The organism is Paracoccus aurantiacus, from assembly GCF_007993065.1.
Classification (GTDB): Bacteria; Pseudomonadota; Alphaproteobacteria; order Rhodobacterales; family Rhodobacteraceae; genus Paracoccus; species Paracoccus aurantiacus.
On sequence record NZ_VOPL01000002.1, the window covers coordinates 293935 to 305953 of the forward strand.

At 61.9% G+C, this 12019-nt stretch carries 11 protein-coding genes; 9 read left to right on the forward strand and 2 right to left on the reverse strand.

What is annotated here, in order from left to right; all coding sequences use genetic code 11:
• The first annotated feature begins 40 nt into the window (after positions 1 to 40).
• From FQV27_RS06960 to hflX, 8 genes are all read left to right on the forward strand, one after another.
• Positions 41 to 1036, forward strand: coding sequence for a carbohydrate ABC transporter permease (locus FQV27_RS06960; protein ID WP_147097138.1), 996 nt, complete (start codon positions 41 to 43; stop codon positions 1034 to 1036).
• Positions 1036 to 2166 (forward strand): ABC transporter permease subunit, encoded by a 1131-nt coding sequence (locus tag FQV27_RS06965; protein WP_147097139.1) that lies wholly within the window; start codon positions 1036 to 1038, stop codon positions 2164 to 2166. The genes FQV27_RS06960 and FQV27_RS06965 overlap by 1 nt, the downstream gene beginning before the upstream one ends.
• Positions 2166 to 3710 (forward strand): alpha-amylase family glycosyl hydrolase, encoded by a 1545-nt coding sequence (locus FQV27_RS06970; RefSeq protein ID WP_147097140.1) that lies wholly within the window; start codon positions 2166 to 2168, stop codon positions 3708 to 3710. Before FQV27_RS06965 ends, FQV27_RS06970 begins: the two co-directional genes overlap by 1 nt.
• A gap of 27 nt (positions 3711 to 3737) precedes the next feature.
• Positions 3738 to 4913: an ABC transporter ATP-binding protein gene (locus FQV27_RS06975; RefSeq protein WP_147097141.1), complete on the forward strand. Its 1176-nt coding sequence runs from the start codon at positions 3738 to 3740 to the stop codon at positions 4911 to 4913.
• Positions 4914 to 4973: 60 nt separating this feature from the next.
• Positions 4974 to 6350 (forward strand): Trk system potassium transporter TrkA, encoded by a 1377-nt coding sequence (gene trkA / locus FQV27_RS06980; RefSeq protein ID WP_147097142.1) that lies wholly within the window; start codon positions 4974 to 4976, stop codon positions 6348 to 6350.
• Positions 6350 to 8005: a potassium transporter TrkG gene (locus tag FQV27_RS06985; RefSeq protein ID WP_147097143.1), complete on the forward strand. Its 1656-nt coding sequence runs from the start codon at positions 6350 to 6352 to the stop codon at positions 8003 to 8005. The genes trkA and FQV27_RS06985 overlap by 1 nt, the downstream gene beginning before the upstream one ends.
• A gap of 94 nt (positions 8006 to 8099) precedes the next feature.
• Positions 8100 to 8333: an RNA chaperone Hfq gene (gene hfq / locus FQV27_RS06990; protein WP_147097144.1), complete on the forward strand. Its 234-nt coding sequence runs from the start codon at positions 8100 to 8102 to the stop codon at positions 8331 to 8333.
• Positions 8334 to 9632, forward strand: coding sequence for a GTPase HflX (gene hflX, locus FQV27_RS06995; RefSeq protein ID WP_147097145.1), 1299 nt, complete (start codon positions 8334 to 8336; stop codon positions 9630 to 9632).
• Positions 9633 to 9644: 12 nt separating this feature from the next.
• On the opposite strand, the gene FQV27_RS07000 is transcribed toward hflX, so the two are convergent.
• Both FQV27_RS07000 and radC read right to left on the reverse strand, forming a co-directional pair.
• Positions 9645 to 9890: a DUF333 domain-containing protein gene (locus tag FQV27_RS07000; protein ID WP_186827242.1), complete on the reverse strand. Its 246-nt coding sequence runs from the start codon at positions 9888 to 9890 to the stop codon at positions 9645 to 9647.
• A 156-nt stretch (positions 9891 to 10046) separates the two neighbouring features.
• Positions 10047 to 10841 (reverse strand): RadC family protein, encoded by a 795-nt coding sequence (gene radC, locus FQV27_RS07005; protein WP_147097147.1) that lies wholly within the window; start codon positions 10839 to 10841, stop codon positions 10047 to 10049.
• A 185-nt stretch (positions 10842 to 11026) separates the two neighbouring features.
• Between radC and FQV27_RS07010 the strand changes: the two genes are divergently transcribed.
• The gene (locus tag FQV27_RS07010) at positions 11027 to 12016 is read left to right on the forward strand and encodes a BMP family lipoprotein (RefSeq protein ID WP_147097148.1); all 990 of its coding nucleotides are present in this window, start codon (positions 11027 to 11029) and stop codon (positions 12014 to 12016) included.
• The last annotated feature ends 3 nt before the right edge of the window (positions 12017 to 12019 follow it).

A 12019-nucleotide genomic window follows, 5' to 3' on the forward strand; every position in this document is an offset into this window, starting at 1 on the left:
CCCTTTCCGGGGCCGGCCTTCTTGAAAGGGGGGGTCAGCGATGGATCTGTTTCTTCTGGCAGTCGTGACGATTGCCGTCGGGGTGCTTGGCTGTGTCGCGTGGTTCTGGGGATCGAACTACATTCTCGACACTGTTTTCCCGCCGCGCGGGCCAAATGCAGGCAACAATATCCGTCGCGCGGGGATGATCCGGCCCTGGCTTTTCCTTGGTCCGGCGATCCTGTTTCTCGGGATTTATCTGGTCTATCCGGTCCTGAATTCGCTGTGGCTGTCGATGCGCAACGCGTCCAGCAGCACCTTTGTCGGTGCCAGCAACTATAATTGGCTGGCCGGTGACGCGAAGTTCCGCGAATCCATGATCAACAACTTCTTCTGGTTGCTGGTTGTGCCGGCGCTCTCGACGCTTTTCGGGCTGATCGCTGCACAACTGACCGACCGCATCCGCTGGGGCAATATCGGCAAATCGCTGATCTTCATGCCGATGGCGATTTCATTCGTCGGCGCCGGTGTGATCTGGAAATTCATCTATGAATACAGAGAGCCGGGAACCGAGCAGATCGGCCTTTTGAATGCCATCGTGCAGGCCTTTGGCGGCACGCCGCAGACCTGGCTGACAATTCAGCCGTGGAACAACTTCTATCTGATGATCGTGCTCGTCTGGATTCAGACCGGCTTTGCCATGGTCATCCTGTCCGCTGCCCTGCGCGGCATTCCGGAAGAAACCATCGAGGCCGCTGTGCTGGACGGCGCCTCGCCGTGGCAGATTTTCTTCAAGATCAAGGTGCCGCAGATCATGGGCACGATCGCCGTGGTCTGGACGACCATCACGATTGTCGTTCTGAAGGTCTTCGACATCGTCTTCGTCATGACCAACGGCCAATGGGGCACACAGGTGCTGGCGAACCTGATGTATGACTGGATGTTCCGCGGAACCCCGGATTACGGGCGCGGCTCGGCCATCGCGATTGTCCTGATGATTCTCGTTCTGCCGATCATGATCTGGAACATTCGCAACGTTCGCAAGGAGATGCGCTGATGGAAGGCATGGCCGGACAGAAATCCAGCCTCACCTGGCTGGTCAATATTGCGGCGCTGGTTCTTGTCGTCATGTGGACCATTCCGACGGCGGGGCTGTTCGTGTCGTCGTTTCGCGACCGCGATCAGATTTCCGCGACGGGGTGGTGGAAATCCATGACCTCGTCCGAGCAGACGGGCTTCGTGCGCACCGGCACCGCCGATGACCAGACGCAGGACGGCGACCTTTATGTGCTGGAAGGAAACGTTCTTGGCGAGGGTCAGTCGCTGGTCGGCTGGGGGACGCGTTCACGCGAACCGGCAGCCTACAAGGCCGGCGAAACTGCGGAACTGGATGGGGCGCAACTGACCGTAAACGAGGACGGATCTTACCGTCTGGAATCGACCGCCCCCTTCGAGATGCGACGGGGTGAGCGGATTTTCGTGACCACCGCGAGCCCGCCCCATTTCACGCTGTCCAACTATTCCCGCGTTCTCAGCGCCGAAGGGATCGGCCGCGCCTTCATGAACACGATGACCGTCACGATCCCCGCAACGATCATACCGATCCTGATTGCGGCCTTCGCGGCCTATGCGCTTGCCTGGATGGAGTTCCCCGGCCGCGCCTTGCTGACGGCTGCCGTTGTCGGGCTTCTGGTCGTGCCACTGCAGGTCGCGCTGATTCCGCTGTTGCGACTGCATAACGAGATCGGGATCGGGAAAGGGTATCTTGGCATCTGGCTTGCCCACACGGGCTTTGGCCTGCCGCTCGCGATCTATCTGCTTCGAAATTACATGGCCGGGCTGCCGCGCGAGGTGATCGAAAGCGCCCGTGTCGATGGTGCGACAGAATTCCAGATCTTCCGCAAGATCATTCTTCCGCTGTCCTTCCCCGCGCTTGCCAGCTTCGCGATTTTCCAGTTCCTCTGGGTCTGGAACGACCTGCTGGTCGCCACCGTCTTTCTGGGCAACACGCGCGAACAGCTGGTCATGACCGGCGTGCTTCGCGAGCTCATGGGATCAAAAGGTGGTGAGTGGGAGATCCTTGCCACCTCTGCCTTCATCTCCATCTCTGTGCCGCTGCTTGTGTTCTTCGCAATGCAGAAATATCTGGTCCGCGGCTTGCTGGCCGGATCTGTCAAAGGTGGATGATGACACAACTCGAGAAGGCGAAGAACTGGTGGAAGGGCGCGGTGATCTATCAGGTCTATCCGCGCAGTTTCCAGGACACGACGGGCGACGGCACGGGCGACCTGCCGGGCATAACGCAGCGGCTGGATTACATCGCCGGCCTTGGCGCGGACGCTGTCTGGATCTCGCCCTTCTTCCGCTCGCCGATGAAGGATTTCGGCTATGATGTCAGCGATTATCTGGACATCGACCCGATCTTCGGAACGCTGTCCGATTTCGATGCCCTGATCGCGCGCGCCCATGAACTGGGCCTGAAGATCATGATCGACCTGGTGCTTTCGCATACCTCGGATCAGCACCCGTGGTTTGTCGAAAGCCGCGCCAGCCGCGACAACCCGCGCGCCGACTGGTATGTATGGGCCGATCCGAAGCCCGACGGGACACCGCCAAACAACTGGCTGTCGATCTTTGGCGGCAGCGGGTGGCAATGGGATGCCCGGCGCGAGCAGTATTATCTGCACAATTTCCTGACCTCGCAGCCGGATCTGAACTTCCACAACCCTGATGTGCAGCAGGCGCTGCTGGATGTGGCGCATTTCTGGCTGGAACGCGGCGTGGACGGCTTCCGGCTGGACACGATCAACTTCTATACCCACGACGCCGAGCTGCGCGACAACCCCGGTCTGCCCCCGGAAGAGCGCAATGACCAGACTGCGCCGAAGGTGAACCCGTATAACCATCAGCGCCACGTCTATGACAAATCGCGCCCTGAGAACCTGATCTTTCTTGAAAAGCTGCGCGCCGTGATGGAACCCTACGGCGCTGCTGCGGTGGGCGAGATCGGCGACAGCCAGCGCGGGCTGGAACTGCTTGGCGAATACACGTCAGGCGACAAGCGGATGCACATGTCCTATGCGTTCGAATTCCTCTCGGGCAGCGATCTGAGTGCCGGACGCATTATCGATGTCTTTCAGCAGGTGACCGAGAAGGCACCCGAGGGTTGGCCGTGCTGGGCCTTTTCCAACCACGATGTCGTGCGTCATTCGACCCGCTGGGGCCTGAACGAGCCTGCGATTAACGCTTATGTCACAGTTTTGATGTGCCTGCGCGGATCTGTCTGCATCTATCAGGGCGAGGAGCTTGGCCTGCCCGAAGCCGAAGTCCCATTCGAGGCGCTGCGCGATCCTTATGGCATAGAGTTCTGGCCCGAATTCAAGGGCCGCGACGGTTGCAGGACGCCCATGGTCTGGGAATCCTACACCAATACCAATGCTGGTTTTACGACCGGCGTGCCTTGGCTGCCGATCGCGCATGAACATCTGCAGCTTGCGGTTTCGGAACAGGACAAGCGGATCGGCTCTGTCCTGAATCACTACCGTTGGGCGATCGACCTGCGCCACCGCCACCCGGCGCTGCAGGTCGGTGAACAGACGCTGTCTGCCGATGGCGATGTGCTGACGATCGAACGTCGGCACGACGATGACATGGTCACGCTGCGCATCAACCTGTCCGGCGAAGAGGTGGACGGGCTTGGTCCGTGGCAGTTCGAATTGAATGAAGCATAGCCGGAACTGATCCGGGGGGAGACGAAAATGGCAAATCTCAAGCTCAAGGATGTCGCCAAATCCTACGGCGATGTGAACGTATTGAGAGACATCAACCTCGAGATCGACTCGGGCGAGTTCATCGTTTTCGTCGGCCCTTCGGGCTGCGGCAAGTCAACGCTGCTTCGCATGATCGCGGGGCTGGAACAGATCACCGGCGGCGATTTTCATATCGACGGGGTGCGGATGAACGACATCCCGCCCAGCCAGCGCGGCATCGCGATGGTGTTCCAGTCCTACGCGCTCTATCCGCATATGACAGTGCGCGACAACATGGCCTTTGCGCTGAAGATCGCCGGCAAGTCCGCTGATGAGATCAAGGCCGCGACAGACCGAGCGGGCAAGATGCTGCAACTGACGCCTTATCTTGACCGTCTGCCCAAGGCCCTGTCGGGCGGACAGCGCCAGCGTGTGGCCATTGGCCGGGCAATCGTGCGCGATCCGAAGGTTTATCTTTTCGATGAACCACTGTCGAACCTCGACGCGGCGCTTCGTGTCGCGACCCGCATCGAGATTGCGCAATTGAAGGAATCGATGCCCGACCGCACGATGATCTATGTCACCCATGACCAGACCGAGGCGATGACGCTGGCCGATCGGATCGTCGTTCTGGCTGGCGGCGGCATCGCGCAGGTGGGCGCGCCGCTGGAGCTTTACGAACGCCCGATCAACGAATTCGTGGCCCAGTTCATCGGCAGCCCGGCCATGAACCTGCTGCCCGGCAAGGTCACTGCGACAGGCGAACGGACGCAGGTTCAGCTTGACGGCGGCGGCACCTGCGAGGTCGATATCCCGACGCGCCCCGGCGATGAGGGGATGGCCGTCAAGCTGGGTGTCCGGCCAGAGGATCTGCGCGTGACAGACGGCCCGGCGCTGTTCGAAGGCACAGTCGATCTGACCGAAGCTCTGGGCGAGGTCACGCTGCTTTACTTCGGCACGACCGGCGAGGCAGAGCCGTTTATCGCAAAGCTGCCGGGCATTCACACCGGGCTGAACCGCAAGACAGTGCGGCTGACGGCGGACCCCGAAACCATGCATCTGTTCCATGACGGGCAGTCCCTGCTTTACCGTGACGGGCCGCCGACGACGCCGATGCGGTGGACGCAGACACCGAAAGACCCGGCCGTACTGACCGACATCATTGCCCCGCCGCCCGTGGGCTGAGGCTTCATTGACGCCCAAAGCCAAGGCGCCTAATGCTGGCCCAAAGGCGAAAGGGATCGCATGAAGATCATCATTGGCGGCATCGGTCAGGTCGGCTGGCAGATCGCCCGGCATCTGTCGGGCGAGCGCAATGACGTCACCGTCATTGACAATAATGCCGAGCTGGTTCGCCGCGCGACCGAGGCGCTTGACGTCCAGGGCGTGACCGGATTCGCAAGTCATCCCGACGTGCTGGACCGCGCCGGGGCGCGGGACGCCGACCTGATTATCGCGGTGACGCATTCCGACGAAGTGAACATGGTCACCTGTCAGGTCGCGCATTCGGTGTTCAAGGTGCCGCGCAAGATCGCGCGTTTGCGCAGCCCCGCCTATCTGGACGCGATCTATTCCGATCTCTACCGCACCGATCACCTGCCCATTGATGTCGTCATCAGCCCGGAACGCGAGGTTGCACAGGCCGCGCTGGCACGGCTTCGCGCGCCGCAGACCTTCGAGGCAGAGGATTTCCTCGATGGCCGCGTCCGGCTGCTTGGGCTGGTGCTGGACGATGACAGCCCGGCGCTCAACACGCCGCTTCGCCAGTTGAACGAGCTGTTTTCAAGCCTGCGCGCGATTGTCGTCGGTGTGCGGCGGGATGAGCGGTTGTTCGTGCCAGAGGCGGGTGACCAGTTGTTCGAGGGCGACCAGATCTATGTCTTCACCGACCGCGACGATGTTGAGCGCACGATGGAGATTTTCGGCAAGCAGACGACGCGCCCCGACAGGGTTATCATCATCGGCGGCGGCAATGTCGGGCTTGCCGTGGCAAGCAAGCTGGAAACCGGCCGCGATCGGGTTCGCGTGAAGATGATCGAGCGTAATCGCGACCGGGCTGAACTTGCGGCGGATTCGCTCGAACGCACCATCGTTCTGCATGGCGATGGCCTGTCGCTTGAACTGCTTGAAGAAGCCTCGATCCGGCATGCCGACGCGGTCATGACGCTGACCGATGACGACAAGGTAAATATCCTCGCCGCGGTTCGTGCCAAGCAGGCGGGTGCAAAGCTGGTCGTCAGCCTGGTGAATGATCCGACGCTCGTCTCGCTCATGGGGCCGCTCGATATCGACGCCTATATCAACCCGCGCTCGATCACCGTTTCGACGATCCTGCGACATGTTCGTCATGGCCGTGTCCGCGACATCTATTCCATTGGCGATGCCGAGGCCGAAGTGATCGAGGCGCAGGTTCTGCCGACCTCGTCCATGTCGGGACGCACGATCCGCGATATCGACCTGCCTGAAGGCGCCCTGATCGGCAGCGTCCTGAAGGGCGACCGCGTCATCAAGCCGATGCCAGATACCCGCATCGACGAGGGCGATATCGTCTGCATCTTCGCGCTGTCCGAGGACGTCCCCGAGGTCGAGCGTCTGCTGCAAGTCGCGATCGACTTCTTCTGATGGCCGGTCTTGCCCGCCTGCCGCTTTTCATCGTTCTGATTGCCGTATCCGGCATGGCCATGCTGATCCCGGCGGCGCACGCGACCGTTACGGGATATGGCGAAATCGCGCGGATATTCCTGTTCTGCTCGGTGCTGCTGATCGTCTTGTCGGTCTTGCTTGGTGTCGCATCGATGGGCGGAAAGGGGCTGCACGAGACGCATGGGCGCGCGGTTCTCGCGACGATGCTGGGTGCGCTTGTCATCTTGCCACTTGCGATGGCGATACCCCTTGCCATGGCGCTGCCCGATACCGGCATTTTCAATGCCTGGTGGGAAATGGTCAGCTGTCTGACTACGACGGGCGCGACACTTTATGCCGCCGACATGCTGGCCCCGCCGCTGCACCTGTGGCGCTCGCTTGTCGGCTGGTTGGGCGGGCTGTTCATTCTTGTCACGGCGGTGGCCGTTCTGGCCCCGCTCAAGGTCGGCGGGTTCGAAATCCTGTCTTCGCCATATGGCCGAAGCGAGAAGTTCACGCCCCTGCCAAAAAGCGCCGGAGGTGAGCGGCGCACGCCCTCGCAGATGCTGAACCTCGCCGGGAATCACGTCACCCCGACAGGGCGCGCATTGAAGATCGCTGCGCAGGTCGCGCCCTGGTATGCCGGGCTGACGCTTGCGATGTGGGTGATCCTGCTTCTGGCGGGTGATCCGGGCCTTATCGCGCTGTGCCGTGCAATGGGAACGCTGTCTACCTCTGGCATTTCGCCGGTTCCGGTTGCGTCGGGCGGGCAGGCCGGGCAGTTGGGTGTGCATTCGGGACTGGTCGGTGAGTTCGTCGTATTCGTTTTCCTGATGCTTGCGCTGTCACGGCGTTTCTGGCCCGGCGGAGGAGAGCTTCGCGCGTCTGAATCCCTGTGGGATGACCCGGAAATCCGGCTGGGCCTTGGTGTCGCCGTTCTGGTCGCGCTGGCGCTTTTCGCACGGCATTTTTTCGCCACCATAGAGATCACGACTTCGCAGAACAGCATTCCCGCAGGCACCGCGATTTCGTTGCGCAACGCCGCCGTGGCCACTTGGGGCGGACTGTTCAACGCCATGTCATTCCTGACAACGACAGGCTGGAATTCCATCGACTGGCAGGGCGCGCGCAGCTGGTCCGGGCTGCAATCGCCGGGCCTTCTGCTGGCTGGTCTGGCAATGATGGGGGGCGGCGTCGCGACGACGGCAGGTGGCGTCAAGCTGCTGCGGGTCTATGCGCTTGCCCGGCAGAGCCAGCGAGAGCTTGACCGCATCGTGCATCCGGCTTCGGTCGCGGGCGGCGGCAGCGTCGCCCGTCGTCTGCGCGTCGAAGGCGCATATCTTGCCTTCATCTTCTTCATGCTGTTCGCTGTCTCGATCGCGGTGACGGTGCTTCTGGTGTCCATTCACCAGATCGAATTTGACACTGCCGTCATGCTGTCGGTGTCGGCGCTGACCAATACCGGCCCGCTGGCCGGCACGATCGACCTGACGCCGAGTTTCGAGGCGAGCGCGGGCATCGCGTCGAACCCGTGGGAGGGCTGGTCGGGCCTGGCACTTCTGCCCAAAACCGTGCTTGCCGGGGCGATGATTGTCGGCCGGCTGGAAACCTTGGCCATTCTTGCGCTTTTCACGCCGGATTTCTGGCGTCGCTGATCGGCCACAGGGCGACTTTTTTGCCGCCCCCGCCCGCTTGTCAGGTCACGATTCCTCTCATAGATTTGATAAACAATTAAAACAGGGACGTATCATGGCTGGCGACAAACAAAATCTTCAGGACGCATTCCTGAATCATGTGCGCAAGGCCAAGGTGCCTGTGACGATCTTCCTGATAAATGGCGTCAAATTGCAGGGCGTTATCACGTGGTTTGACAATTTCTGCGTCCTGCTGCGCCGTGACGGGCAGTCGCAGCTTGTCTATAAGCATGCGATCTCGACCATCATGCCCGGTGCCCCGATCAGCCTGTATGAAGGCGAAGAGTGATTGGCAGATTCGTACGTCACGGAACGCGCGCCGACGCGCGCCTATGTGATCCATCCTGATATCGACGGCAGCGGCGGCAACCGCCGCATCCCCGAGAACGCGCTTGAGGAAGCCGTCGCACTTGCCCATGCATTGCCGGGTGTCGATATCACCGGCGGGCAGGTCGTGCGGCTGCGCAAACCGTCACCTGGACAGCTTTTTTCGTCGGGCAAGCTGAAGGAAGTCGGCGCGGCACTTGAAGCGGCCGAGGCTGAGCTGGTGCTGATCGACGGCCCGGTGACGCCTGTGCAGCAGCGGAATCTGGAAAAGGCGTGGAATGTGAAGATTCTGGACAGGACCGGCCTGATCCTGGAAATCTTCGCGGATCGCGCCCGCACGCGCGAGGGTGTGTTGCAGGTCGAACTCGCTGCGCTCAGCTATCAGCGGACGCGGCTGGTCCGGGCCTGGACGCACCTGGAACGTCAGCGCGGCGGTCTTGGCTTTGTCGGCGGCCCCGGCGAAACCCAGATCGAGGCGGACAGACGCGCCATTGACGAACAGATGACACGCCTGCGCCGGCAGCTTGACCGCGTGGTCAAGACGCGAACGCTGCATCGCGCCGCGCGCGCCAAGGTTCCGTATCCGATTGTTGCCCTTGTCGGCTATACTAACGCCGGAAAATCGACGCTGTTCAACAGGTTGACCGGTGCCGAGGTGCTGGCAAAGGACATGCTGTTCGCCACGCTGGACCCGACGATGCGCGCAATTCGCCTTCCCGGCGGGCGCGACATCATCCTGTCTGACACGGTGGGTTTCATCAGCGATCTGCCGCACGAGCTGGTCGCCGCCTTCCGCGCCACGCTGGAAGAGGTTCTGGAGGCCGATCTGATCCTGCATGTCCGCGACATCTCGCATCCCGAAACCGAAGAGCAGGCAGCAGATGTCGCAGAAATCCTCGAATCGCTCGGCGTGGACGAGGATGTCGCGTTGATCGAGGTCTGGAACAAGATTGATGCGCTGTCGGATGCGACGCGCGCGGCGCTGCGCAATACCGACCGGCGCACCGAAGGCGTGCAGGCGATCAGCGCACTGAGCGGTGAAGGCATCGACGACCTGACCGCAGCAATAGACGCTGCGCTGGCAGCCGTTCTGGCCGAACCGAAAGAGCTGGCAGAGCTGCATCTTGATTTCGGCGATGGCCGCCGTCGCGCGTGGCTGCACGAGGCCGGGGTGGTCGAAAAAGAGGAGCTCGCGGAAAACGGGCTGCATCTTCGCGTCAACTGGACCGCGCGTCAGCGTGCCGCATTCGAGGCGCTTTAGCGCAAGGCCGATCTAAAGGTCGTTATGCGAGTTGAGCAGATCGGCAGCTCGGACGGTGCGGCCGTCCGGCATCCGGCACAGATCTGCGCGCCTTCCGCCGGAGATCCGCGGCAGAACCTGACCACCTGTGCCCTGGCAGTAAAGCGCAGCCGGATCGACGGCGACCTGACCGGGCCGGCTGGCGGTGCCGGTCTGCGTTGTTGAACCGCCGCATGCGGCCAGAACCAGAAGCGCGGGCAGAGAAATAAAAAGACGCAACGTGACCTCCGTCGGGCAACACAATCATGGCGATATTCCGCCGAAGCGTCGCGGGACGCAAGGGCAGTTCGGACCCGCCAGAGGCCAATCGCAGAAGGCTGTGCCGGTGCTTCAGCTCAGCCCCGCAGAACCATTGCGCGCCGCCGAACCCGCAGACTAAAGCAGTCCTTCGCGCCGGAAGCTGACCTCGCGGCCCGCGCCGATAACCAGATGGTCATGGACCGTGATGCCCATGACATCGGCCCCGATCTGGATGCGCTGGGTCATCGTGATATCGGCCTGCGATGGCGTCGGATCGCCCGAGGGATGATTATGGACCAGAATAATCGCAGATGCCCCGAGTTCCAGCGCGCGCCGCAATATCTCGCGGGGATAGACTGGCACATGATCCACGGTGCCCCGGCCCTGCGGTTCATCGGCGATCAGCACGTTCTTGCGGTCGAGGAACAGCACGCGAAATTCTTCGGTCCCGGCATGGGACATGGCGGTGTGGCAGTAATCCAGCAGGGCATCCCAGCCGGACAGCACGGGCCGGTGCATCACGCGCGACCGCGCGAGCCGGTTCGCGGCTGCCGCGACGATCTTCAGCTCGGTCACGACCGCAGGCCCTGCACCCGGAACCGATGACAGGCGGGCAGGCGTGGCGGACAGCACGCGGGAAAAGTCCCCGAACGTGTCGATCAGCCGGCGCGCCAGCGGCTTCACGTCCTGCCGGGGGATGGCCCGAAACAGAATCAGTTCAAGCAGTTCGTAATCGGGCATCGGGTCTGCCCCGCCGGCGATGAACCTTTCTCGCAACCGGGCGCGGTGATCGGCCAGATAGGACGGCGCGGCACCGCGCCGTTCGCCGGGCCGCGCGGCGACAGGCTGTGCGGGAGCTTCGTCGCTGTCGCCCTCGGGGTCGAGAAACAACGGCAGTGGCGGTTCCTGAAATGTACGATTCGCGGTCATCCTGACAGGCTTGCACGCATATGGTGAAGAAAGTGCTAATCGCGGCTTTTGCCTGCATGGCAAGGGCGCCTGCGCAATTGACCTTTGGTCACTTCCAAGAAATCGCCTTGACCGCTGGCCCGCCTTCCGCCCTAAACTCTAGGTCATCTGCCGGCAGAATCGCCCGCTCGAAACAAGAGGTTGCCATGACCCTGATGAAATCCCTTCTCGCCTCGGCGACCGCACTTGGCCTGATGGCTGGTGCTGCGCTTGCCGAACCCGCCCTGATCTTCGATCTTGGCGGTAAATTCGACAAGTCTTTCAACGAGGCCGCCTATCAAGGCGCCGAGCGATGGAAGGAAGAAACCGGCGGCACCTATAAGGAGCTGGAGATGCAGTCGGAGGCACAGCGCGAACAGGCGCTTCGCCGGCTGGCCGAAACCGGCGCCAATCCGATCGTGATGACCGGCTTCGCCTTTGGCGAGGTGCTGAACAAGATCGCGCCCGACTATCCCGACACGAAATTTGTCATCATCGACGCTGTCGTTGAACAGCCGAACGTGCAGTCGAACGTCTTCAATGAAGGCGAGGGTTCTTATCTGGCCGGCGTGCTGGCGGCGATGGCGTCGAAATCCGGCACGGTCGGCTTCATCGGCGGCATGGACATTCCGCTGATCCACAAGTTCGAATGCGGCTATCGTCAGGGCTTCCTGGCAACCAAGCCGGACGGAAAAGTGCTGATCAACTATACCGGCACGACCCCCGCAGCCTGGAACGACCCGGTGAAGGGCGGCGAGCTTGCGAAGGCACAGAAATCGCAAGGCGCAGACGTGATCTATGCGGCAGCCGGCGGCACCGGGATCGGTGTTCTGCAGGCCGCCGCGGACGAAGGCGTCCTGGGGATCGGCGTCGATTCGAACCAGAACCACCTGCATCCGGGCCAGATCCTCACCTCGGTCGTCAAGCGCGTCGACAACGCCGTCTATGATGCCTTCACGGCGGGCGAGGGCGTCGAGCCGGGTGTAAAGACATGGGATGTCGCCTCTGACGGGGTTGCCGTCGCGATGGACGACAATAACGCCCCGCTGATCACGCCCGAAATGACCACTGCGGTCGATGACGCCAAGGCCAAGATCGCTTCGGGCGAGATCGAGGTTCATGACTACATGACCGACAATACCTGCCCGGTCGATTGATTG